This window comes from Frischella sp. Ac48 (assembly GCF_019641635.1).
In the GTDB taxonomy this organism is placed as follows: domain Bacteria; phylum Pseudomonadota; class Gammaproteobacteria; order Enterobacterales; family Orbaceae; genus Frischella; species Frischella japonica.
This window is the reverse complement of the sequence record NZ_JAETXP010000003.1, coordinates 133332-158104: the sequence shown is the minus strand read 5'-3', so window position 1 is coordinate 158104 and position 24773 is coordinate 133332. Positions and strand designations below refer to the sequence as shown.

Below are 24773 nucleotides of genomic sequence, written 5' to 3'. Positions count from 1 at the left end.
CGATCCACTTCTTAATTAACTCAGGCAAAGATTAAACTAATTCACCATTAACAATCATACGTTCAACAACAAATTCATGACTGAACACGACAATATTTGCAATTTTACCCACAGTAATAGTACCCAGATCCTTATCGACACTAATCGCCTTAGCTGGATATAATGTCGCCATTCTTAAAGCTTCATCAAGTGCAATACCAACATAATTGACCGCATTTTTAACCGCTTCGATCATAGTTAGTGCCGAACCACCTAATGTACCGTTAATATCGGTGCATTTACCATCTTTATAATAAATGGTTTTACCAGCAAAAGTACATTCGGTCATATTAGTACCAACCGGCATGATCGCATCGGTGGTTAAAATTAACTTATCACGTTTAATTTTATGACTATTACGAATATTTGCCCAACTTACATGAAGTCCATCAGCTATAATACCACTATACACTTCTTGTTCGTCATAAATCGCACCAACTACACCCGGCGTTCTACCAGCTATCGCAGGCATGGCATTGAATAAATGTGTTCCCATACGGATACCGGCATTAAACCCTTCACGAGCATCTTCATAAGTTCCATTGGTATGACCAGCTGATACATGAATACCGGCATCACTTAATTGACGAATGAAACGTTTATCCACTTTTTCCGGTGCTAAGGTAATAATTTTAATCACATCCGCATTTTCACATAGGAAATCTATCATTTCTTGTGATGGTTGACGAATAAAAGCAGGATTATGAATACCTTTTTTCTCAACGTTAATATATGGACCTTCTAAATGTAGTCCAAGTGCTTGATGTTTATGCTTTTTCAAATATTCACGCATAACTTCAACGCCTTTACGCATAAATTCATCGCTTGACGTAATTAAAGTTGGTAAATAGCTAGAACATCCGGTTAATAGGTTAGTTCTTTGCATAATTTCAAGAGTTTCAATACTGAGTGATTCCATGGTTTCATTAAATTGAACACCACCACAACCATTCAACTGGATATCGATAAAACCGGGAGCTAATATGGCACCTTTTAAATTTTCAACCGTTATATTTTGTGGTAACGCATCTTGATGACACACATCAACAATTCTATCACCATCAATTACAACAGCATGATCATTAAGGATTTCTAATCCGGTATAAATTCGACAATTAGTTAATGCATACATTATATTTTAACGCCTCAAATAATTTAAATGGGTTAACAAAGATTACAAAATTGTAACCTCAAGATTTTTTGCTTCCAGTTGTTTAAAATATTTTAATGTTTTAACTTTTAATTCTTCTGTACTGGCTTCATCACACACTACCAATGATTTAGCGTGCATTTGTAACGCTGTAACGGTCCATAAGTGATTAACCGCACCTTCAACAGCTTGTTGTAAAGCTAACGCTTTATTGTGACCTGAAATAAGTAACATCACTTCCTTAGCATCCATCAACGTTCCAACCCCGATCGTTAAAGCATATTGAGGAACTTGACTGATGTCATTATCAAAAAAACGTGAATTGGCAATTCGAGTATCTTCAGTTAATGTTTTAATACGAGTACGTGAACGTAAAGATGATCCTGGCTCATTAAATGCAATATGACCATCTTGCCCGACGCCACCAATAAAGAGATCAATTTTTCCGTATGATTTTATTTTTTCTTCATAATCTTCACACTCTTTAACAATATCAGTTGCATTACCATTTAGAATGTGAATATTGCTTTTATCAATATCAATATGATTGAAAAAGTTTTGAAACATAAAGGTGTGGTAACTTTGTGGGTGATCTTCAGGGATTCCTACATATTCGTCCATGTTAAATGTTACCACATGTTTAAAACTAACTAAACCAGCTTGATAACGTTTAATTAATTGTTGATACATCACTAAAGGAGAACTTCCAGTTGGTAAACCTAGAACAAATGGACGATCAGCAGTGGGGTTAAAACTATTAATTTTTTTAACAATGTAATCCGCAGCCCATGCTCCAATTTCTTGACTATGTTTTAATGGAATTAAACGCATTTAGTTTCTCCTGTACAAATCTTGCTTTATTAGTATGTTTAAATTTATTTTAATGAAAGGATAACAATGTACTTATTTTCGCTTCCAATATATTATTTCGCTACTTTATCCAATATAACTAATTTTTACAAAGTTTTTTTATATTATAAAATAAATAGCCGTTAAAAGCTTATATGCAACTTAATTTTGTATAAAAATTTAGTGATATTTGTCACAAAATAGTATAATTAATTTGTTAAGTAAAATATTATAGTGTCAAATAATAAGCATAAATAAACAACATATGAATGACAATTTTGGGAGTAAAAAATTTATGGGAATTCTAGCTTATTTACAGCGCATTGGGCGTTCGCTAATGGTTCCAGTTGCTGTGTTACCTGCAGCAGCAATTCTTTTAGGCGTTGGATACTGGGTTGACCCGGAAGGTTGGGGTACTAACAGTATAATTGCCGCTTTTTTAATTAAATCTGGTGCCGCTATTATTGATAATATGCCAATCTTATTTGCAATTGGTGTATCTTATGGAATGTCTAAAGATAAAGACGGTGCGGCTGCGTTAAGTGGACTGGTTGGTTTTTTAGTGATTACCACCTTGTTATCACCACAATCTGTTTCACTTTTAACTTCCACCGCAATTGAACATGTTTCACCTGCTTTCGCAAAAATTAATAATCAATTTGTTGGTATCTTAGTCGGTGTTATCTCGGCTGAACTTTACAACCGTTTTAGTGGTGTTGAATTACATAAGGCATTAGCATTTTTTAGTGGCAAACGATTAGTACCAATTATTGTATCGATTGTTATGTTGTATGTTTCGTTTGCACTACTTTATATTTGGCCATTTATTTTCAACGGTCTAGTCGTATTTGGTGAAAACATTAAAGATTTAGGATCTATCGGTGCTGGTATTTATGGTTTCTTCAACCGCATACTTATTCCGGTTGGTTTACACCATGCACTTAACTCTGTATTTTGGTTTGATGTTGCGGGTATCAACGATATTCCTAACTTCTTAGGCGGACAAAAATCTATCAATGCAGGTTCAGCAGTAATTGGTATTACCGGCCGTTATCAAGCTGGTTTCTTCCCAATTATGATGTTTGGTTTACCTGGTGCAGCATTAGCAATGTATCATACAGCTAAAAAAGGTAATAAAGACAAAACAGCTTCTATCATGCTAGCAGCCTCTTTTGCTGCCTTCTTTACGGGGATTACTGAACCACTTGAATTCTCATTTATGTTCGTAGCACCACAACTTTACGTGATTCATGCCTTATTAACCAGTGTTTCGCTATATATCGCAGCAACTATGCAATGGATTTCTGGCTTTGGTTTCAGTGCTGGTTTAGTTGATATGTTACTGCAATCTCGTAATCCTTTAGCCGTTCAATGGTATATGCTGATTGTACAAGGTTTAGCCTTCTTTGTTATATATTATGTCGTCTTCCGCTTTGTCATTGTTAAATTCAACCTAAAAACGCCTGGCCGTGAAAATGATGACAGTGAACAACCGACTGAAGAATCAACACATACAACCAAAGAAGATATTAACAGTTTAGCACAACAATATTTAGCAGTTGTGGGTGGTAAAGAAAACTTAACCAATATCGATGCTTGTATAACTCGTTTACGTTTAAATGTTAAAAATTCTGATTTAATCAATGAGGCTAATGCCAAAGCTTTAGGAGCCATGGCCGTGATTAAATTAGGAAAAGGTGGTGTACAAATCGTAGTTGGTCAACAAGCAGAAAAAATAGCTGACCAAATGAAAAAACTTGTCTAAAAATACTACATTTCTTCCATAAAAACCGGGCTTATGCCCGGTTTTTTATGCAGATAGGTTATTTATAATAATTAATGTTATAATTGCTATGAGTTATTTACGAGATTCTAATATTATGGCGATGTCATTAATTGTATTTAATAAACCTTATGGGGTCATTTGTCAGTTTTCCGAACATCAAATCCACCCCACTTTGAAACAGTATATCTCATTACCCAATTTTTATCCTGCTGGTAGATTAGATACTGATAGTGAAGGATTAGTGTTGCTCACAAATAATGGAAAGCTTCAAACTAAAATAGCATCACCAAAATTTAAATTAACAAAAACTTACTGGGCACAAGTTGAAGGTGAATTAACCGAAAATGCCATTCACCATTTGCAGCAAGGGGTACAACTTAAAGAATTCAGAACACAACCTGCCAAAGCTAAAATCATTACTGAACCAACCACCTTATGGCAAAGAAATCCACCTATTCGTGAACGAAAAACCATCCCAACCTCATGGTTAAGTTTGACCATTACAGAAGGGAAAAATCGACAAGTTAGGCGCATGTGTGCTGCTGTGGGATTTCCATGTCTAAGATTAGTAAGAGTTCAAATCGGCGAATTTAATCTATTTGACCATCATCTTGAATTAGGAAAGTGGCAATCATTAAATAAATTTACATTATATAAAACAACATAATACATTTAACAGGAGTAGTTATTATGATTAATAAAGATACTCAACTTTGTATGTCACTATCAGGTAGACCAGGTAACTTTGGTACACGCTTTCAAAATAGTTTATATCAACAATTAAATTTAAATTATATTTATAAAGCATTTACGACCAACAGCATTCAGGATGCGATTACTGGAATTCGTGCTTTAGCCATTCGCGGTTGCGCAATATCGATGCCATTTAAAGAGTCTTGTATCCCTTTTTTAGATGAATTAACCGATTCGGTAAAAGCAATAGATTCCGTCAATACTATTGTTAATAATGGTGGTTATTTAAAAGCCTATAATACCGATTACACTGCAATTCGTAAATTGATCAACCAATATAAGCTTGCCCCCAAGCAATCCGTAATTATCCACGGCAGTGGTGGAATGGCCAAAGCCGTGATTGCTGCTTTTCACGATGCTGGTTTTAAAGATGTTACTATTTTAGCGCGTAATAGCGAAAAAGGATTGCAATTATCACAAAAATACCACTACCCTCACCAAACTACACCTCAAAAAAATTATGATATTTTAGTTAATGCTACATCCATCGGTATGGATGGGGGAGAAGAAGCCAAACAGTTATCATTCTCCAGAGAATTGATCTCACAAGCAACAGTGATTTTTGAAGTGGTCGCAATACCGACAAATACACCATTAATAAATGAAGCTAAACGACAACATAAAATAATGATTACGGGTAAAGAGGTCATGATATTACAAGCCGTTGAACAGTTTATTTTATATACGGGAAAAATACCCAGCGCAGAGCAGATTCGTATTGCCGCTGAAATTGCCAGTCAACCACTTTAGTTAACGTTATAAATACGGTATGTAAGAAAATGGCACATAATTCATTAATAAACCTTTTAAAAATATAAAAAATGGATTTATTTATTTTGAAAGACATTTGAGAAAACTGAGATTTTAGACAATAATAAAATATTACCAATAGAAATTGGAGCGATTTACAATATGAGTGAACAGAAAAAAACTGGATTTTTTGCCCGCTTAAAAAATGGATTATTCAAAACCAAACAAAATATTGGTTCTGGTTTATTTAGTTTATTTAAAGGAAAGAAAATCGATGATGAATTGTTCGAAGAACTTGAAGAACAATTATTAATTGCTGATGTTGGTATTGATACTACGCAAAAAATCATTCACTCTTTGACTGAGCACGCATCACGTAAACAATTAAAAGATGCTGAAGCCTTAAATCAACTTTTAAAAGATGAATTACGGGCGATTTTAACCAAAGTGGATCAACCATTAGATATACAAACACATCAACCTTATGTAATTCTAATGGTAGGTGTAAATGGTGTAGGTAAGACGACTACTATAGGTAAATTAGCCAAACAATTTCAAAATCAAGGCAAATCAGTTATGTTAGCCGCTGGCGATACCTTTAGAGCCGCTGCGGTCGAACAACTGCAAGTATGGGGAGAAAGAAATGATATTCCCGTTATTGCCCAGCATATCAATGCTGATTCAGCATCTGTTATTTTCGATGCTATTCAAGCAGCTAAATCCCGAAAGATCGATGTACTTATTGCAGATACCGCCGGACGACTACAAAATAAAAGCCATTTAATGGATGAATTGAAAAAAATCGTACGTGTAATGAAAAAAATAGATGAAACAGCACCACACGAAATTATGCTAACCATCGATGCCAGTACTGGACAAAATGCCATCAGTCAAACCAAAATTTTTAATGAAGCAGTTGGGGTAACAGGGATTACCTTAACTAAACTTGATGGTACTGCTAAAGGTGGCGTAATCTTCAGTATTGCTGATCAATTTAATATTCCTATTCGTTTTATTGGGGTCGGTGAAAAAATTGATGATTTACGACCATTTATCGCCGATGATTTCATAGAAGCATTGTTTGACCAAACAACGGAAGAAAATTAAGATATATGATTCGATTTAAACGTGTCAGTAAAGCTTATTCTGGTGGCAGACCCGCACTACAAAATATTGATTTTCACCTCAATAAAGGAGAAATGGCTTTTTTAACGGGTCATTCTGGGGCAGGTAAAAGTACCTTATTACGCTTAATTTGTGGATTAGAAAGGGCTAATGATGGTCAAGTAATTTTAAACGGTCATGATGTTAGTCAATTAAAAAAACAAGATATCCCGTTTTTACGTCGTAATATTGGCATGATCTTTCAAGATCACCAATTATTAATGGATCATACTATTTATGATAACGTAGCAATCCCTTTGATCATATTAGGTAAACCACTTGAAGAAATTCGTCGTCGTGTCTCTGCTGCATTGGATAAGGTCGGTTTAATCGATAAAATGAAATTTTACCCTATTCAATTATCAGGTGGTGAGCAACAACGTGTTGGGATCGCTAGGGCAATTGTTAATCGTCCAATGGTTTTACTCGCCGATGAACCGACCGGTAATTTAGATGATAAATTATCCAAGGATATTCTAAAATTATTTGAAGAACTTAACCAAACTGGGGTGACCGTTCTTATGGCAACCCATAATTTAGGCTTAATTCGACGTAAACATCGTCGCATATTAAATTTAAATCAAGGTAGACTAACTGGGGATAGGCATGCTGAGGATTAGAAAAAACAATCAACAACGGGATGATAATTCTTTCTTCCCACGTTGGAAAAGGCAAATCCATTATGCTTGGCAAAATGTATATAATGATTTTCGTCAACATGCTATAGCCTCTCTACTCACCATTATTGTGATTGCAATTTCTATTACCTTACCAACCATTGGCTATTTATTATGGAAAAATGCTAATCAAGCCGCACATCAATGGTACCCAACGCCAAATTTAACCGTCTATATCAATAAAACACTTAATCAAAAGGATACTGATAATTTAATTAAACAAATTACCCAATTTCCAGAAGTAGAAAGGGTAAACTATTTATCGCGCGATGAAACACTCCAAGAGTTTAAATTATGGTCTGGTTTTAGCGAAGCGTTAGAATTATTAGATGAAAATCCCCTTCCCGCGGTTGCTATCATTATGCCCAAAGATGAAGCCAAACAAACGGCAATTTTACATGCAATACAAACTGAAATCGTTAAACTTAAAGGCGTTGATGATGTTAGGCTTGATGATAGTTGGTTTACTCGGTTAACCACCTTTACAGACATGGTTAAAACCATTGTATGGACAATTTCAATTTTTATGATGATTGCCGTAGCATTAGTTATTGGTAATAGTATCCGGTTAGCTATCTTTAGTCGCCGACAAACCATTATTGTTATGCAACTTATTGGCGCTACTGATGGCTTTATTTTACGACCTTTTTTATATAGTGGCATGTTTAATGGTTTCATTAGTGCGATTTTAGCATTAATATTATCGGAAATATTTATCTTTAGAATAGATGCGATTATCTTGAATGTTTCCTCAGTTTTTGGAACAATATTCAACTTAGAAGGTTTAAATTGGGATGAAAGTTTATTTATCATCTTAATTGCAACGATGATAGGTTGGTTATCAGCTTTATTAGCAACCAAAAAGTATTTAAATATGCCACATATTAATTAATTTTATGATTTAGAGTTATTGAACCAATATAACCAAATTAACATGTAAAAATGGTGAACTAAATCACAGTTTTATAGTCTAATTTAGCAAGACGTAATAAAAGATCTAGGGTTTATTATTACAATACAGAATTTTTACTTAGTGATTAAGGTATAATCACAAGTAATCCCACAAGGGGGAGAATTGATATGAGTAACGAATTAAAGATGCAGTCTGTTGCTTTAATTCCACAAGGAAATGTTGATGCTTATCTACGAATGATCAACACCTATCCAATGTTGAGCGCAGAAGAAGAAAAAGAATTAGGTGAGAAGCTTTACTATCATAATGATGTAGATGCTGCTAGACAACTGATCTTATCACATCTGCGTTTTGTCGCACACATTGCACGCGGATACTCTGGTTATGGATTACCACAAGCGGATTTAATCCAAGAAGGTAACATTGGTTTGATGAAAGCGGTACGTCGGTTTAATCCGGAAATGGGTGTACGATTAGTCTCTTTTGCTGTTCATTGGATTAAAGCGGAAATTCATGAATATGTGTTGAAAAACTGGCGAATTGTTAAAGTTGCAACGACCAAAGCACAACGTAAGTTATTCTTTAATTTACGTAAAACAAAACAACGTTTAGGTTGGTTTAGTCATGATGAAGTCGCTATGGTTGCCGATGAGCTTGGCGTATCACGCAAAGATGTCATGGAAATGGAATCACGTATGTCTGCGCAAGATATGTCATTTGATATTGATAGCGAAGATGATGATAATTCAGTAGTTGCACCGGCACTTTATTTAGAAGATACCTCATCAGATTTCTCAAAATCGATTGAAGAAGACAACTGGGAAAATGATGCCACGGATAAACTACACGATGCATTATCCCAATTAGATGAACGTAGTCAGGATATTATCAAAGCTCGTTGGTTAGATGCGGATGACAGCAAATCAACTTTACAAGAGCTTGCAGCAAAATATAACGTTTCGGCAGAACGAATACGTCAACTTGAAAAAAATGCTATGCAAAAATTACGTGTTGCCATTGAAGCGTAACACTAATCGATTTTATATCAAATCCCAGTTTTAACTGGGATTTTTATTAACGATGCTATGTATTACAATTTAATCAGTAATGTTAAATTAAATTTAATATATTGTGACCATCGGCATTGAAAATGCCAATTTAGTATAGTTGTTATTAAATGTTCTTGAAAAGGTGAGCTAATCCAGTATAAACACCATTAGTGATGAAATTTTATTTCAATAACTAATCAACATGAGATGTTGAATGGTCACCGTCATTTATGATAAACCGAATCTGTTCGCCTTTACCTGCCTGCGTTACAAATACACCGACAGCTGTAATTAATGTTTCATTATAAAAAATAAGCGGAATACGACTACGCATCCAAGGCGGAATATTCAGTTCTTGCCACAATTTTTTTATTGATCGAGAACCGTTACGACCAACAATTTGCAATTGCCCATGGGCAGAAAATCTGACACTCACCAGCTCATTCTCATGCGGTAAACGACAATTACCTTGTGCAGAATTTGCAGATAATATGCCGACATTATCGGGTAGTATCAATGGATTGGTTAACTGCCAGATTAATTTGTTCACACGCAAATCCTGATAGCGAGGCAACAAATAAAGGCGATTTTGATAACGACGAATCTGTTTATCCGCCAATAAAAATGTTGGATTACTATCTTCTCTGGCTAAAATAACGGTTTGCCAAATCATGGCTAATTGTTTACGACTTGGCATTATAACTTGGCTGCATTTTAGCCACATCCGTAATAAAGCATTACGCTTTACCGCGGAAAAAGATAATAATGGTTGGATGGACAAGCTTTTTTGCTTATCTGTTAATTGTGCTAACGTTTCAGCCAGTAACTCATTTAGGAGCTGTTCTTGCTGTTGACAAAGTTCAGCACTACGCACCACCATTTGACTGAAATGTGGCCAACGTTGATTAAGTAGTGGCAAAACGTTTAAACGCAGAAAATTACGATCGTAATGGTCATCTTGATTACTTTCATCTTCTATCCATTGCAAATGATACGCTTGAGCATACTGTTCGATCTGGTGGCGACAAATTGTTAATAAAGGACGCAATAACAGATGATCTGCCAACAAACTCTGTTCCGGCATAGCCGATAATCCAGCTGGACCACTGCCTCGTTTCAATGCTAATAAAAATGTTTCACATTGATCATCGAGATGTTGGGCTGTGCATAAAATCGTTTGTTGATTAAAATGTTTAGCTATAGCTGCATAACGTGCAGCTCTGGCTTGAGCTTCAATATTACCTTGGTCTAGCCGTAGACTCACTTTTTCGACTACACAAGGTATCTGCCAAAGTTGACACTGCTGCTGGCAATGTTTTGCCCAGTCATCTGCATTGGTACTAATACCATGATGAATATAAATTGCTGTTAATTGCAATTCAGGTAATACTTGCTGCTTTAAACGGACTAAAGCATGCACTAAAACGGTAGAATCAATACCACCGCTATAAGCGACTAAAATATCACGATGCTCACCAATTCGGTTTAATACTGTATGCTCAATAGCCTGCGTTATAGCTCGTTTTCCCATAATTGATACTATAAATTAAAAACTGATTTATACTAATGACTGTAACGCAGTGATTTTATTTTTGTTGGTATTAATGCGATTAAGTCCTGCTTCTAAATCGGCAATCAAATGATCAACATCTTCTAATCCGATATGAATACGAATTAAAGTTCCGTCGAAATCAACTCCACTAATCGGTCTAATACGAGCAATATCCTCTGGTTGGTTAGCGAGAATTAATGATTCAAATCCGCCCCACGAAAAAGCCATTGAAAAATACTTAAATTCATCTAAAAATTCTGCTAACTGAGCTTCGCTCAAACGCTCTTTTAAAATAAAAGAGAATAATCCACTATGACCAAGAAAATCTCGTTTAAAAAACTGATGACCTTTACAACTGGCTAAAGCTGGATGATTAACTCGCTCAACTAACGGGTGCTTAGTTAACCATTTAGCCACTTTTAAACTACTTTCCTGATGCTGTTTTAAGCGCACAGCTAAGGTTCGTAGTCCACGAGCAGTGATGTAGGCGGTATCTGCATCACACATTTGCCCCATTAAATAACTACGTTCACGCAGTTGTGGCCAGCAACGCTCATTTGCTACTGCTGTACCAATCATCGCATCAGAATGACCAACTAAATATTTAGTACCGGCTTGTATTGAAATATCAATATCATGAGCTAATGCTGGAAAAAACACGCCGCCACTCCAGCTATTATCCAGCATAATCACAATTTCTGGATTGATTTTGCGTACCGCTTTCACAATAGCTGGAATATCATGGACTTCCATAGTTACTGAGCTTGGTGCTTCAAGGAACACCACTTTGGTATTAGGTTTGATAAATTCGGCAATATTCTCGCCAACAAGAATAGGAAAATAATCAGTTTTAACCCCTAAGTCAGTTAAAATTTCATTACAAAATTCTTGTGTCGGCTCGTAAGCCCCTTCGGTTAATAAAATGTGATCACCCGTTTTAACAAATGCTAAAATGGCATTAGTTATGGCTGCTGCGCCGCATGGATATAAATAACAACCCGCTCCTCCTTCCAATTCACACATTGCTTCTTGCAAAGCAAAATGCGTTAAAGTACCTCGGCGTCCATAAAATAGTTCATATTGAGTACGTTTTTCGGTAGCTTTTTTTTTGTCCTCAACAGAATCAAACACAATTGAAGAAGCGCGTTGTATTACACTATTTACTGCGCCTTGGGTAAAACGTTTGTCACGACCAGCATGTACCAAAGTAGTTTGTACTTCATTTGGAAATTTCATAGTGTTTTCTCAATGATTATTATCAATATTCGTTAATTAGCATAACATGTTTTAAAACAACTCTGCAAAATCCTGTTAAAATAATCATAATTTTTAATTATCACTTATCAATATGCGGGAAAACTACGTTTTAGCTCAATTGGCAAATGTTAATCAGTTTGATATTTCAGCGATGTTAGCATCACCATTAATTTCACCCCAAGTGATCAATCATGCAAAACAATTACACGGTAAACGCCAAAAACAATTTATTACGTGTCGTTATTTACTAGCCGAATTACTTAATGATCATTATGGGATATCTTGTCTACCATTAATTATTATTGGAAACAACCAACGCCCACAGTTTGAAAAAACAAATTTACCCGATTTTAATATCAGTCATAGTGGAGATTATGTGGCAGTAGCTATATGCAGTAATGGGAAAATCGGGATTGATATTGAACAGGATCGACCAAGAAAACAGTATCGCAAAATCGCTGCACAGTTTTTTTCCGAACATGAAAATACTTGGTTAAATCAACAAACCGACGGATTATCTGCATTTTGGCAATTATGGACCTTACGGGAAGCAGCCTTAAAACTATATGCCAAAAGTGTTTGGCAAATGAAAGAATTACAACTAAATATGCAAAAAAAACAGATTTCCGCCTCTTTTGCCGATAATTTCTATTACCATCATCAACCTTTGGAACAAATTTATTTATCGATTTGTTGTGAACAGCCAATCACTCAAATATGCCTTAATCAATAAAAATCATCTTATCACTGTTAGAAACTTTATCAAAAATAAAGCCTCTAACATCTTAATTTAAAAGAAATGTTAATGATATTTTCAACTCAGGCATATCATAATGTATAAATAACCTATGCCTCATGATTATTAGCAAGTAAACCGGATTCAGACAACATTTGATTAAAATCCTTATCCATAAAAAATAAATCACGTTTATTGTTACCCACTAATTCCAGTTTTTCGACAATAGTTTTAAAGAGTTTTTCTTCTTCATGCTGTTCAGCAACATACCATTGTAAAAATTGGAACGTTGGGTAATCTTTTTGTGTTAACGCATAATCAACCAAATCGTTAATCGCTTGACTGATCTTAATCTCATGAGCATAAGCTTTATTAAATACATCACTTAATGAGGCGTATTCTGTTTCTGGTGCATCAATTTGCCCAACAATAGCAAATGCACCACAATCTTGTACATAATCAAATAAACGCTGCATATGAGCCATCTCTTCTTTAGCATGATCACGTAAAAAGCGGGCAAAGGTTGAAAAATTTTGATCATCACACCAAGCGCTCATTTGCAAATAGAGATTGGATGAATAAAATTCAAGATTAAGTTGATTATTGAGTTTTTTTGTCATTTCATTGGTTAACATAATAGGGCTCCCAGATCATTTTAGATTTATATTATTATGGTATCGACATGCTGGCATATTTATTCAGCACTAAAAATAATTGCCATTTCCCTTAATTGACTTGTTAGTTTAAGGGCGGTGAGTATATATCGAAATGACAGTAAATAAAATCAAATTAAATAATAGCGTTGAATAACTTGTCGTTTTTCATCAGTTAATTGGTAATCATTCTCAAGCCAGTGATCGAACGTGTTATAACGTGCTTTTATCGCGTCAAATGCCGCTTGTAAATACAGTGGATTAGCAGCAAAAATCTGCTTACGTTTTTCAAGCCACTGTTGATCTAATTTACCTTGATACTTAGCAAAGATCTGATCAATCACGGGAGCTAATAATTTTTCTGACAAAATATAGTCTTGCATCACCTGTTCTTCTTCAACGCCTAATGCTAACAGCGTTAATGCGACACCAATACCGGTGCGATCTTTACCAATAGCACAATGTTGAACTAACGATTTACCATTACCATTGACTAATAAATCAACTAATGTTTGATAAGCGGGATTATTAAACGGTAATAACTGATACAGTTTAATCATAAAGTCCGCTGGACTATGCTGTTTTAAATCATTCGTTTCAGTTAATTCTTTAGTCAAGTTGGCGCTGACATCATCACTTAATGGATTAGCTGGAACATTAAAATATTGCACTGAGTGCCAAAGCTTATCTGGCCGATGTTGTGCTTCACCATTATCCCGATAATCTAACACCGCTTTAATCGCTAATTTTTGTTCAATAAAAGCCTGTTCTTCATCTGTAATTTGCGAAAAATCACCCGAACGAAAAAGTAATCCTGTCCGAATTTTACGCCCATCTTTGGTTTTAATTCCGCCTAAATCACGGAAATTGATACCATTTTTAATGGCAACAATATGGGGTGACGATAATGACATAAATGACCTCCTACCGAAATTAATATGATTGATGTAATTATAACGCACTTTACTAATGCCCCCATCAACAAAATTTTTTATGCCATGATTAACGTGGTAACCATGAATCAAAGGTGTATTATTAACTAATTTTGCTAAAATAGTGATATAAAACGCGAATCACTTTCAATGGAGTAACAAATATCATGGCGACTATGTCGATTTTTCTGTCCCATCAATCTGCCGATGAACAATGGGGTCAATCCGCTCTACTCAGCTATACCGATCAAGGTATTACTATTCATTGTACAACTCAACCTTATTTGGAAACCATTCAAAAGGCAGGTCGCAAAATCGAAAGCCAAGGAATTTACGATCTTACTTTGGCTGGCGAAGGATGGGATCTCGAAGCTAACTGGCATTTTTGGCTTGGTTATCGTCATCCTAAAAGCTATCATAAAGCAAAAATTCACTGGTCTAAGCTTAATCAAGATGATCAACATGAATTAAACAATCGTTTATCGATCATTGATTGGACCCGTAATACGATTAATCAACCTGCAGAGCAGCAAAGTCCAGAGCAGTTAGCACAAATGAGTATAGATTTAATCACATCTTTATCAAACAATGTAAAATATAAGCTTATTTGTGGTGAGGCGCTAAAAGCAGATAACTACATGGGCATCTATACGGTTGGTAAAGGTTCAGTGCGAGAACCGGTATTATTAGAGCTCGATTATAATCCAACCGGCGATGATAACTTCCCAGTTATGGCTTGTTTAGTCGGTAAAGGAATTACCTTTGATTCTGGTGGTTATAGCTTAAAACCAACCCAATTTATGGAAACCATGCGCGCAGATATGGGCGGTGCAGCATTAGTAACCGGTGCTTTAGCCTTAGCCATTAGCCGTGGTTTAACATCACGTATTAAACTCTATTTATGCTGTGCAGATAATTTAGTCAGTGGTGAAGCTTTTAAATTAGGTGATATTATTCGTTACCGTAATGGTGTCAGTGTGGAAATCGAAAATACCGATGCTGAAGGTCGTTTAGTGCTGGCTGATGGATTATTATGCGCATGTGATGCACATCCTAAATATATTATCGATTGTGCAACATTAACTGGGGCGGCAAAAGTAGCGGTCGGTAACGATTATCATTCATTGCTATCGTTTGATCAGAGCTTCGCTCAACAACTGTTAACAAGTGCACAATATGAACTTGAACCATTTTGGCAATTACCATTAGCAGAATTTCACCGTTCACAATTTCCATCATCATTTGCTGATATTGGTAATTCCGGTTTGCCAAACACTGCTGGCGCGAGCACTGCGGCAGCTTTTTTATCTTATTTTGTAAATAACTATCAGCAAAATTGGTTACATATTGACTGTTCAGCAACCTTCCGCAAATCAGCAACCGCATTATGGGCAACAGGAGCAACAGGCGTTGGGGTTAGATCATTAGCCAATTTACTAACGCAATTGCAATAAATAATACCAATATTAAACTCAACGTTAGTAAATTTAATTGATATAGATGTGGGTCAGATAGTGACCCACGTAAAACAGAAATGAATTATAGTGTTGATAATCACCACTTTTTAATCTTGTTGCCACAGTACATTCTTAGCATACTGTGTTAAGGTTTCGGAAATATTTTGCATCACACTACTTTCAGGTCCGAATCGGTGCCAATATAACATACGACGCTGAAATAACCCTTCTGTTAAATTAATTAATTCACCATTTTTTAATTCATTTTCGACTTGTAGGATTGGTAGCATACAACACGCTGCCCCTTGTTTAGCCAGCTGAACAAAAGCTTCTGATGAACTGGTAATATGACATATCACGCTACCTGGTGCCATATTAAAATTTTCATTTAAAAACATTTGGTGCATATCATCCAAATGATCAAACGCAACCGCTGGCGCTTTCATTAAAGTTGAGCGAGTTACACCATTTGGAAAATACCGCTTAGCAAAGTCTGGTGAGGCCACAAAAATATAATCTAATGCGCCAAGGCGATCTGATAAACAACCAGGCAAGGGTAATTCTTGAATACTGATCGCTCCAACAACTGTTCCTAATCGCAATAAATCTAAAGTATGCTCTTCATCTTTAACCTGAATATCAAAACGCAAATTATTTTTATCTAATACCGGTTTTAATGCAGGTAATAGCCATGTTGCTAATGAATCAGCATTCACCGCAATAGAAAGCGATAAAGGGGTCGTGGTGTGATCATTATCACCAAGCCATTGTTGTTCTAACAACTCAACTTGATGCAATAAACCTAACAGATGCTCACCTTGTTTCGTCGCTTTAGGTGGGATCGTTCTTACTAACAACTGTTGACCGAAAAAACTTTCCAACTGTTTTATACGTTGCGATACCGCTGGTTGTGTAATACACAACTTATCAGCCGCGCGTTCAAATCCTCGTTCTTTGATAACGGCATCCAATGCCTGTAATGCTCTATAATCTGGACGTTTCATGAGTATTATAATAGTTTATTGTTAAATATTGCTGATCAAATTTACGATTTTTTATCAAAATCATAATGATTTTTGCTTCTCAATTGGTTACTATGCCATATCTTACACAAGATTGCTTATAAAAATTTATTATTTTTCATAATTAATTTAAGGTAATACCAATGACTCAAGACGAATTAAAAAAAGCTGTCGGGTTTGCCGCATTAAAATTTGTGAAACCTAAAACTATAGTAGGAGTGGGTACAGGCTCCACCGCCGCACATTTTATTGATGCCTTAGCGACGATTAAAAATGATATTATTGGTGCTGTTTCAAGCTCTGAAGCATCAACCAAAAAATTAATGGAATATGGTATTCGTGTTTTTGACTGTAATGATGTCGATAGTTTAGATATTTACGTTGACGGTGCTGATGAAATTAATCATCAAATGCAAATGATCAAAGGTGGTGGAGCGGCACTTACGCGCGAAAAAATCATCGCAGCCATTAGTAAAAAATTTGTCTGTATCGTTGATGAATCAAAAGTGGTTGAAACCTTAGGAAATTTTCCCCTTCCTATTGAAGTTATCCCAATGGCTCGTTCATATGTAGCTAGAGAAATTTTCAAACTCGGTGCCAAACCGATTTATCGTGATGGCGTGGTAACCGATAATGGCAATGTAATCCTAGACATTCACGACTTTATGATACCAAATGCCATTGAAATGGAACATAAAATCAATAATATTGCTGGTGTGGTTACCGTGGGTTTATTCGCTAACCGAGGGGCCAATATTGCGCTAATAGGTACTAAAAGTGGTGTAAAAGAGATTGCATTATAATAGCCTGACAAACTCAACAAAATTGTTAAGGAAATAACATGGTCGTGCAGACATTAAATAAAGACGAAAATAAATTCTTATTACTGGAAGGCGTTCATCCAAGCGCAATCGAAATTTTAAAAGCATCAGGTTATTCCAATATTGAATACTATAAAGGAGCACTCGATGAGCAAGCATTAAAAGAAGCTATTAAAGATGCTCGCTTTGTAGGCGTTCGTTCTCGAACCCAACTGACGGAAGAAATCATCAATTGTGCGCCTAAATTAGCTGGAATTGGTTGTTTTTGTATTGGTACCAATCAAGTTAATCTTCAGGCAGCGAGTAGAAGAGGAATTCCGGTATTTAATGCACCATTTTCAAATACCCGTTCGGTTGCTGAATTAGTTCTAGCTGAAATGATTTTACTGTTAAGACGAGTTCCTGAGGCTAATGCACAAGCACATTTAGGTAAATGGAATAAAATAGCCATTGGTTCTCATGAAGCACGGGGTAAACGTTTAGGTATCATTGGTTATGGTCATATCGGTAGCCAACTGAGCGTACTGGCTGAATCATTAGGTATGAAAGTGTTTTTTTATGATATAGAAACTAAATTACCATTAGGTAACGCTAAACAAATGCCAAGTTTGGCAGCGCTTTTAGCCGAGAGTGACGTAATTTCATTACATGTTCCAGAAAATCCGACCACCATAAAAATGATTGGTGAAAAGGAATTTAATATGATGAAACCACGCTCTATTTTGGTTAACGCTTCCCGAGGTAAAGTGGTAGATATTGATGCATTAGCTAATGCGCTAGCTAGTAAACATATTGGCGGTGCGGCGATTGATGTCTTTCCTAGCGAACCAGCAAGTAATAGTGAACCATTCAGCTCTCCTTTGTGTCAATTCGATAATGTTATTATTACACCTCATATTGGCGGATCAACAATTGAGGCACAAGAAAATATTGGCATAGAAGTTGCCACCAAATTAGCAAAATATTCTGATTCTGGTTCAACGTTAAGCGCAGTAAATTTCCCTGAAGTTTCTTTGCCGATTCCAAGTAAAGGCGTAAGCCGTTTTATCAATATCCATAAAAATCAACCTGGTGTATTAACCGCTATCAATACCTTATTTGCAAACCGTGGTTTAAATATTGCTGGTCAGTACTTGCAAACTTCTCCAGAAGTAGGTTATGTAGTCATTGATATTGATAGTGTTGATTTTACAAGAGCAGAAGATATTTTAACCGAACTAAAACAGGTCACGGGAACGATCAAAGCTAGATTATTGTTTTAAATATTGAAGCTAATTAACGAATAACATCGATTATATATTTAATTAATCTGCGTTAAATATATAATCTGTTATCTGCATCTATAACCTAAAATTTTAATTTATCATCGATTAATTAAAGAATTTTTCATTATTTCGCTTTGCGTAAATAACCCAAAACACGGTAATTATCAATCGTCCATAAGCCATCTTTAAATATTAATGGATAGGTAGCACGGCTGCTGGCATTAGGGCCTGGATTTTGTTGAACAATTTCAATTTCGTTAGCTGTAACATTACTAATTATGGCAACATGACCATATAAGGATTTGCCTAATACAATGATATCTTCTACTTCTGGCTTAGTTGGTGAACCATTATGAAATTGTAATAAATTACGTTTAGCATTTATTTGCCCATCAGCAATATCAGAATCAAAAAAATGCTTGGCATGCCCATAACTATCCGGCATTTTATGATTAAAACGCTCATAATAATAACGTTTAATGAACTCAACACATTGATATTTTTGACCTAGATTATAACCATCTTTGGTCACATTACGACCGCTAACATTACCGATCTTACCATTATAATAAACATTCACGCCGTTAAATTGATCGACAATTTGGCCAATTTTGTCTTTATCTTCTAATTGTTCCAAATAAAAATATCGGTAATAGATAAAACAGCTTAATAAACTTAATATTAAAAAAAATAAAATTTTTTTCCTGTGTTTTAACATTTGTTATTTTTCATCCGGTTGAGAGATTTATAACTTATTATATTACCCTATCAATACCTTTTATATACTAAAGAATAATATTTTCTCAATGTGTATTCACTATCAAATCAAAATGTCTAACATATTGTTTGATTAGAGAAAACATAGCTAATTCAAAGTCAATAAATCAAGATATTAGCGATATCCAACCCTAAAACATTTCTCCGATTTAGGATTGGATCGTTTTAATAAATTTATACTTTTAAGGATTGAACGCTTTGCACAAGATCTGCTAACTGAGTCACAATTCTTGCGCCAGTATCACTATCATCACCGCCCAGAGCCTTGTTACGCATAAAATCTTGTTTGATCTGTTGCCAACGTACTTTTTGTTCAGCTGTTAATACATTACGAATTTCAGCTAATTTTAAGAGATTTTCCTCTGCACCATTGGTCAATAATTGAGCCTCACCTAAATAGTGATCTTCAATAACCTGATTGATCTCCTGTGCATTCATCACCGCTGAGATTTTTTCCGCTAATTTATTCATATTACGGTAACTACCTTGTAGTTTAAATGGCGGTTCAGTACGATATTTATCTGACTGTGCGGCGCTAATAATATATTGTTGATTAACTTTAAATACCACTTCACGGATAGTCAACAAATGTTTTAACACTGCAACAATTTCACCGATCTCAGCTTGGCTATAGGTATAACTTAATTCATTAGTATTTAGCGGTTTACCTTGAGCATGATCGATTAAGTGATAAAGATCATTTAAATCACGTAATGCTAATGGCGACAAAACACTATTTGACGTTAAACAGTTTTCAATATAGCTTGAAGCGAAGACCTCGTCCATTCCCCCTAACACTTCACCAAGATTGTAAATATCGGCACGGTTAGCCAACATATCTGGGATCTTAAAGACTTCACCTGACTCGGTATACGGATTACCAGCCATAATGACACAGAACTTTTTACCTCTTAAATCATAGGTTTTAGTTTTACCTTGCCATACCCCTTCAATACGACGGGAACCGTCACACAATGAAATAAATTTTTGTAAAAATTCAGGATGGGTATGTTGAATATCATCAAGATATAACATCACATTATTGCCCATCTCTAATGCAAGATTGAGTTTTTCCAACTCCTGACGAGCGGTCGCATTTGGAGCTTGTTGGGGATCAAAAGATAAAACACTATGTCCCAATGCTGGCCCATTAATTTTCATAAAAATTAAGCCTAAACGATTAGCCACATATTCCATTAACGTTGTTTTACCATAGCCTGGCGGTGAAATCAGTAATAATAAGCCCATTAAATCAGTTCGCCGATTTTCACCTACCGTACCAATTTGTTTAGCTAAATTATCTCCTATAATCGGTAAGTAAACTTGATTAATCAATTTATTTCTAACAAATGAACTTAACGGTTTCGCCTTAAATTCATCCAAATGTAAATCATTACGCTGTTCATTTAATATTTCTTGACGTATAGCTTGATATTTCTGGAATTCAGGAATGACAATACGCGATTGATGGCGCATACGGGTAAAGAAATTATCAAGATTTATAGTCAATACACCTTGCTTAACTCGTTGATGTTGTCCTAATAAATCCCCTATCGTAATTTCCAGTTCCATTTCACTGATCGTAATATTGAGATGTGTCTGTTTATCTAACAAACATAAAATCACTGCTTCAGCAATATAGCTTTGTAAAGCTTGATATTTTGGTAAAGTACATAAGCCTTTATACCAATTTTCAATTAATTGCCATCGATCGGCAATGCGATCAGCTAGTTTCACCTGTGACTGGTTAAAATCACTCCACATATGGGATTGATTTAAATGATTTTTCAACTCGTCAAATAAACGTTTACTATATTTGCTTAATACAAATTCTTGGGGAACCACAGCTAAAGCATAGCTGAGATATTCGGCGGCTTGTTTAATATGAAAATGTTCATGTGCAATGGGATACTGGGACAAAAACAACGTTAACTCATTGGCAATTTCTAAACGCAAGTTTTGTAATCCTTCGTCATGACCAAATAATGTGTAAATATCCATACAGGTTTTTGACCGTTCAGGCCACAAAGTCGCAATATCATTTTTTTGATTATAATGCCAATATAGGATGGCCAAACTACGAGCTAAAGGATTGTAACGCAACAAACCTGCACTTTCACCCAATGGAATTAATTTGGCTATAATCTTTACCGCATCATGATCATGCACCCCTTTTTCATAACCTTCACGATACCTCACTGCGGCATAATCGCGCACCGTTTTATTTAAACTATCTAATTGATTTACCTGCGTTGTTAAATCTGCATAGGTTAAACCATTTTCATTTTTCAGCGCCGAGGAAATAATAGAATAGGCTAAATATTCAGCACGATAAACCGTTGTAGATTCTGATTCTAACGATAATGGCCAAAATGCTTTATAACTATTAAGTTTGGAATTGTTAATTTTTTCTTGATAATCAGTACCAGTAAGTTGTAAATAAAGATGGTCTTCTTTTGCCACCATGGTTAAATCAAGCTCTTGGGTATTAACACTGAATTTGTGGCGAGGACCTAATTTGATCACATTACCACCTGACTCAAAAATCTCTGATTTATCACGTAATGTGCGAATAGCTTGATCTTTAGCACTTTTAAAACGCGATTCGATATCATCGGCTTTAACGTTATCAGATAGAGACCTAAGTTTTTCAACCAATTCCTTAATTTTCAGGGCTAACGTATCTGCAATAAAAAAAGCATTTAACTCATTAGGATCCACAAATTTAGCCGTTCTGCGTGGAATGCTATCGAGAATTCTCTGCGCTGCTGTTTGCAATGCTTCAGATCGCTTGGTTCTCTCTTCGAGTAGTGCTTGTTTATGGGTTTCGAATGTTTCAAGTACTTCTTCTCTTTTAGATAAAATATCATTAAGAAATTCGTCACTATCACTAAATTGATTTTCAAGTTCTTCCAGTTGCACAAGTAAACGCGACAATTCATCATCACACTTTTCTGGTGTTGTTGAGATACTTAACGCATTGGCAATGCTTTGGTTAAACAACTTAAATTGGGCACCAAATTGTGCAACCATTTCAACACTAGCTAGACTTTTACGTTTTTGATTAATACGTGCTTTGGTTTGATTTAACTGGCTATAAACATCAGCAATAGCTTCAATAATTTTTGTCTGTAATGTAACATCATCAAATTTTAATGAAGCAATTAACTGAGACAGCATGTCTAAGTCAACCGACATTTGTTCCGTTTGCTTAATGGCCTCGTTAAGTTGGACTGCTGTATCCGCTTTTGCAATAGTAGCTTCTAATTCATTAATTTTTGTTAAAAATGGCTTAAGCGCTTGTTCACCAGCTAAAAATTTTGCGGTTGCCAAAGAAACGATAGATTGTCGTTCTTTTAATTCATTTTCCATCTGATCGAGCTGATCGAGATCAATATAACGATAGCTTCGTAAAGTAACAAGTTTCCCAAGTTGCATCTTAATAGCATTAAGTGCATCAACATACATTTGGGTCTCTTGCCATGTATCTGGATAAAGCGTGGTTAGTAATGCCTTCTGATCAGATATCGCCTCACGCATAGAACTATCAGACTGCCGACGAATACTTTCAACTTTTTCATACTCATCCAATACTAATTCACTAGTTTGACAAATATTATGTAGGTTGGTATTAAATGATAAATGACGTTCATCGTTCAACCAAAAATAACTATCAAATAAACGTTTGGTATCGGTGATCAATTTGCTATAAAGAGTAGATGAAACAGCCTGATTATCAATTTCACGAACAATAAAATAGAGATCAGAAATCCCCCTAACTAATTCAGCATTTCCAATTTTACCTAAGAAGCTATTATTAGTAGGTTGTTGTGCAGCATATTCATCACTGTAAAATGGCGTTTGCCAGATTTGCATTGGATGGACACGTGTAGGTTCATCACGTTCACCTTCAAAAACCACCATTCGTCCATCTTCAAACACGGCATAACCATGACCAAGAATCGGACTACTGAGTTTTCGTTCAATCATATTGTAATTAAACAGTGCTAAACGGCCCGAATTCGGATCATAAAAGATGTACATCACATCTTCACCATTTGGTGAACGACGAATACGGCGGAACCGCATTCCTTCCATTGATTGATCAAAAGATTTATATTCACCGTTTTGTAAATAATAACCACCCGGAAAAATAACACCATGATCCTCTGGTAATTGAATGCAAGCTTGACCAATAGAATCGATACGCTGAACCTTTTGAGTCAACGTATTATAAATAAGATATCGCCAATTCTCTTCGCGATAAGGTAATATTCTTAATAGAATTAAAGAACCCACTTTAGCATATTCAATTTTAGCATCGTTAAGCGATTGGTTTTTATCCAAAACTTCTTCACGATAAATACCCAAACCATCATTGGTATTATTCTCACATTTGATGGTTAGATCACCGCCAATCGTTTCAACAAATACTGTATCTAAAATATTGATATGCGGAAAACGACCATTAACAATATTTTCACGCGTTGTTTCAACCCATTCAAAATCATAAGCGGGCGGTAAGGCAATATCACGTTCACCACGATTATCAATATAATTAATGGTTTTTTTATCACTTGAAATAGACCAACGGAAAACCCGAATATCACTAACCCTTTCACCAATTTGAAAACTTGCCAGTAATTTCCCATCTCGTTCAACTAATTGCAAAAGTTGAGCATTTTTATAATAAGTATAAAGTTCATTAAAATCTTGTACAAAACGCTCAATATTTAAAAAGGTATCACCCAGAGCAACCGGTTCAGTCTCGTAATTACCATCACGTTCTACTAACTGATAAAGTGAAAATACATCGGCTATTTTGGTCTCTTTTTTCAACCCTAGAAAGACGTTATAACCAAATAATAACCAATCACCAAATCGTACAATATCTCGAGCGATACAATTATTTTCCGTACGAATACGAATTCGGCTAATAATTGACATATCACTTTTACCGAACTCAGACAATCTTTGTTGGTTTAATGCTTCCGTTTTTTGCTGTAGCTCTTGACCCAATGCGGTTAAACGTTTACGGAGAATTTCATAAGCACCGCCTTCGGCTACGGCATTATCCAGTGCTGTTTGCTGTTGATTATCTTGTTGAACGTCTGTCATTTTTAACTCATTAATTATTATACAGAAAAGATGATTATTTTTACTCAGCCAAT

The 24773-nt window shown here is 35.4% G+C and carries 19 protein-coding genes and 1 pseudogene; 11 read left to right on the top strand and 9 right to left on the bottom strand.

Going from position 1 to position 24773, the window contains the following annotated elements:
• Window positions 1–31 precede the first annotated feature (31 nt).
• Both nagA and nagB read right to left on the bottom strand, forming a co-directional pair.
• Complete coding sequence (gene nagA / locus JMI89_RS03100) at window positions 32–1171, bottom strand: N-acetylglucosamine-6-phosphate deacetylase (protein ID WP_220679313.1); 1140 nt, start codon at window positions 1169–1171, stop codon at window positions 32–34.
• A 42-nt stretch (window positions 1172–1213) separates the two neighbouring features.
• Window positions 1214–2020 (bottom strand): glucosamine-6-phosphate deaminase, encoded by an 807-nt coding sequence (gene nagB, locus JMI89_RS03095; RefSeq protein ID WP_187756296.1) that lies wholly within the window; start codon window positions 2018–2020, stop codon window positions 1214–1216.
• A gap of 313 nt (window positions 2021–2333) precedes the next feature.
• On the opposite strand from nagB, the gene nagE reads away from it, so the two are divergent.
• The 7 genes and pseudogenes from nagE to rpoH all read left to right on the top strand — a co-directional run bounded on the left by nagE (window position 2334) and on the right by rpoH (window position 9109).
• Window positions 2334–3803, top strand: a complete 1470-nt coding sequence (gene nagE / locus JMI89_RS03090) for an N-acetylglucosamine-specific PTS transporter subunit IIBC (protein ID WP_370633706.1) — start codon at window positions 2334–2336, stop codon at window positions 3801–3803.
• An 88-nt stretch (window positions 3804–3891) separates the two neighbouring features.
• Entirely contained in the window at window positions 3892–4491 is a 600-nt protein-coding gene (locus JMI89_RS03085; protein ID WP_255562842.1) for a pseudouridine synthase, read from the top strand.
• A 23-nt stretch (window positions 4492–4514) separates the two neighbouring features.
• On the top strand, window positions 4515–5327 hold the full coding sequence (locus JMI89_RS03080) for a shikimate 5-dehydrogenase (RefSeq protein ID WP_187756298.1): 813 nt from the start codon (window positions 4515–4517) through the stop codon (window positions 5325–5327).
• Between the two features lie 177 nt (window positions 5328–5504).
• Window positions 5505–6434: pseudogene (gene ftsY, locus JMI89_RS03075) on the top strand (signal recognition particle-docking protein FtsY); the annotation flags it as partial.
• Between the two features lie 5 nt (window positions 6435–6439).
• The gene (ftsE, locus tag JMI89_RS03070) at window positions 6440–7111 is read left to right on the top strand and encodes a cell division ATP-binding protein FtsE (protein WP_187756299.1); all 672 of its coding nucleotides are present in this window, start codon (window positions 6440–6442) and stop codon (window positions 7109–7111) included.
• Window positions 7098–8060 (top strand): permease-like cell division protein FtsX, encoded by a 963-nt coding sequence (ftsX, locus tag JMI89_RS03065; protein ID WP_187756300.1) that lies wholly within the window; start codon window positions 7098–7100, stop codon window positions 8058–8060. Before ftsE ends, ftsX begins: the two co-directional genes overlap by 14 nt.
• A gap of 188 nt (window positions 8061–8248) precedes the next feature.
• Window positions 8249–9109: an RNA polymerase sigma factor RpoH gene (rpoH, locus tag JMI89_RS03060; protein ID WP_187756301.1), complete on the top strand. Its 861-nt coding sequence runs from the start codon at window positions 8249–8251 to the stop codon at window positions 9107–9109.
• Between the two features lie 214 nt (window positions 9110–9323).
• Here rpoH and tilS read toward each other — a convergent pair whose 3' ends face one another.
• Both tilS and metC read right to left on the bottom strand, forming a co-directional pair.
• Window positions 9324–10661 carry a tRNA lysidine(34) synthetase TilS gene (tilS, locus tag JMI89_RS03055; protein WP_220679310.1) on the bottom strand — a complete coding sequence of 446 codons (1338 nt, stop codon included), beginning with the start codon at window positions 10659–10661 and terminating at the stop codon, window positions 9324–9326.
• Between the two features lie 27 nt (window positions 10662–10688).
• A complete protein-coding gene (metC, locus tag JMI89_RS03050; RefSeq protein ID WP_220679309.1) occupies window positions 10689–11918 on the bottom strand; it encodes a cystathionine beta-lyase in 1230 nt (409 codons plus the stop codon).
• Window positions 11919–12030: 112 nt separating this feature from the next.
• Here metC and JMI89_RS03045 point away from each other — a divergent pair, with 112 nt between their 5' ends.
• The gene (locus JMI89_RS03045; RefSeq protein WP_220679308.1) at window positions 12031–12672 is read left to right on the top strand and encodes a 4'-phosphopantetheinyl transferase superfamily protein; all 642 of its coding nucleotides are present in this window, start codon (window positions 12031–12033) and stop codon (window positions 12670–12672) included.
• A gap of 113 nt (window positions 12673–12785) precedes the next feature.
• On the opposite strand, the gene ftnA is transcribed toward JMI89_RS03045, so the two are convergent.
• Both ftnA and JMI89_RS03035 read right to left on the bottom strand, forming a co-directional pair.
• On the bottom strand, window positions 12786–13310 hold the full coding sequence (gene ftnA / locus JMI89_RS03040) for a non-heme ferritin (RefSeq protein WP_220679307.1): 525 nt from the start codon (window positions 13308–13310) through the stop codon (window positions 12786–12788).
• A 149-nt stretch (window positions 13311–13459) separates the two neighbouring features.
• On the bottom strand, window positions 13460–14242 hold the full coding sequence (locus JMI89_RS03035) for a tyrosine-protein phosphatase (protein WP_220679306.1): 783 nt from the start codon (window positions 14240–14242) through the stop codon (window positions 13460–13462).
• Window positions 14243–14436: 194 nt separating this feature from the next.
• On the opposite strand from JMI89_RS03035, the gene pepB reads away from it, so the two are divergent.
• Window positions 14437–15714 (top strand): aminopeptidase PepB, encoded by a 1278-nt coding sequence (pepB, locus tag JMI89_RS03030; protein ID WP_370633705.1) that lies wholly within the window; start codon window positions 14437–14439, stop codon window positions 15712–15714.
• A gap of 110 nt (window positions 15715–15824) precedes the next feature.
• Here pepB and JMI89_RS03025 read toward each other — a convergent pair whose 3' ends face one another.
• Window positions 15825–16721 (bottom strand): LysR family transcriptional regulator ArgP, encoded by an 897-nt coding sequence (locus JMI89_RS03025; RefSeq protein WP_187756308.1) that lies wholly within the window; start codon window positions 16719–16721, stop codon window positions 15825–15827.
• Between the two features lie 161 nt (window positions 16722–16882).
• Here JMI89_RS03025 and rpiA point away from each other — a divergent pair, with 161 nt between their 5' ends.
• Window positions 16883–17542: a ribose-5-phosphate isomerase RpiA gene (gene rpiA, locus JMI89_RS03020; RefSeq protein WP_187756309.1), complete on the top strand. Its 660-nt coding sequence runs from the start codon at window positions 16883–16885 to the stop codon at window positions 17540–17542.
• Between the two features lie 38 nt (window positions 17543–17580).
• Entirely contained in the window at window positions 17581–18822 is a 1242-nt protein-coding gene (serA, locus tag JMI89_RS03015; RefSeq protein WP_187756310.1) for a phosphoglycerate dehydrogenase, read from the top strand.
• A gap of 127 nt (window positions 18823–18949) precedes the next feature.
• On the opposite strand, the gene JMI89_RS03010 is transcribed toward serA, so the two are convergent.
• Window positions 18950–19462 (bottom strand): CHAP domain-containing protein, encoded by a 513-nt coding sequence (locus JMI89_RS03010; RefSeq protein ID WP_220679304.1) that lies wholly within the window; start codon window positions 19460–19462, stop codon window positions 18950–18952.
• A 314-nt stretch (window positions 19463–19776) separates the two neighbouring features.
• Window positions 19777–24720, bottom strand: a complete 4944-nt coding sequence (locus tag JMI89_RS03005; protein ID WP_220679303.1) for a DNA repair ATPase — start codon at window positions 24718–24720, stop codon at window positions 19777–19779.
• Window positions 24721–24773: the final 53 nt, after the last annotated feature.

Excerpts from the sequence above, each read along its gene's own strand:
- nagA (WP_220679313.1), bottom strand. The coding sequence starts at position 1,171 with ATGTATGCATTAACTAATTGTCGAATTTATACCGGATTAGAAATCCTT.
- nagB (WP_187756296.1), bottom strand. The coding sequence starts at position 2,020 with ATGCGTTTAATTCCATTAAAACATAGTCAAGAAATTGGAGCATGGGCT.
- nagE (WP_370633706.1), top strand. The coding sequence starts at position 2,334 with ATGGGAATTCTAGCTTATTTACAGCGCATTGGGCGTTCGCTAATGGTT.
- JMI89_RS03085 (WP_255562842.1), top strand. The coding sequence starts at position 3,892 with ATGAGTTATTTACGAGATTCTAATATTATGGCGATGTCATTAATTGTA.
- JMI89_RS03080 (WP_187756298.1), top strand. The coding sequence starts at position 4,515 with ATGATTAATAAAGATACTCAACTTTGTATGTCACTATCAGGTAGACCA.
- ftsE (WP_187756299.1), top strand. The coding sequence starts at position 6,440 with ATGATTCGATTTAAACGTGTCAGTAAAGCTTATTCTGGTGGCAGACCC.
- ftsX (WP_187756300.1), top strand. The coding sequence starts at position 7,098 with ATGCTGAGGATTAGAAAAAACAATCAACAACGGGATGATAATTCTTTC.
- rpoH (WP_187756301.1), top strand. The coding sequence starts at position 8,249 with ATGAGTAACGAATTAAAGATGCAGTCTGTTGCTTTAATTCCACAAGGA.
- tilS (WP_220679310.1), bottom strand. The coding sequence starts at position 10,661 with ATGGGAAAACGAGCTATAACGCAGGCTATTGAGCATACAGTATTAAAC.
- metC (WP_220679309.1), bottom strand. The coding sequence starts at position 11,918 with ATGAAATTTCCAAATGAAGTACAAACTACTTTGGTACATGCTGGTCGT.
- JMI89_RS03045 (WP_220679308.1), top strand. The coding sequence starts at position 12,031 with ATGCGGGAAAACTACGTTTTAGCTCAATTGGCAAATGTTAATCAGTTT.
- ftnA (WP_220679307.1), bottom strand. The coding sequence starts at position 13,310 with ATGTTAACCAATGAAATGACAAAAAAACTCAATAATCAACTTAATCTT.
- JMI89_RS03035 (WP_220679306.1), bottom strand. The coding sequence starts at position 14,242 with ATGTCATTATCGTCACCCCATATTGTTGCCATTAAAAATGGTATCAAT.
- pepB (WP_370633705.1), top strand. The coding sequence starts at position 14,437 with ATGTCGATTTTTCTGTCCCATCAATCTGCCGATGAACAATGGGGTCAA.
- JMI89_RS03025 (WP_187756308.1), bottom strand. The coding sequence starts at position 16,721 with ATGAAACGTCCAGATTATAGAGCATTACAGGCATTGGATGCCGTTATC.
- rpiA (WP_187756309.1), top strand. The coding sequence starts at position 16,883 with ATGACTCAAGACGAATTAAAAAAAGCTGTCGGGTTTGCCGCATTAAAA.
- serA (WP_187756310.1), top strand. The coding sequence starts at position 17,581 with ATGGTCGTGCAGACATTAAATAAAGACGAAAATAAATTCTTATTACTG.
- JMI89_RS03005 (WP_220679303.1), bottom strand. The coding sequence starts at position 24,720 with ATGACAGACGTTCAACAAGATAATCAACAGCAAACAGCACTGGATAAT.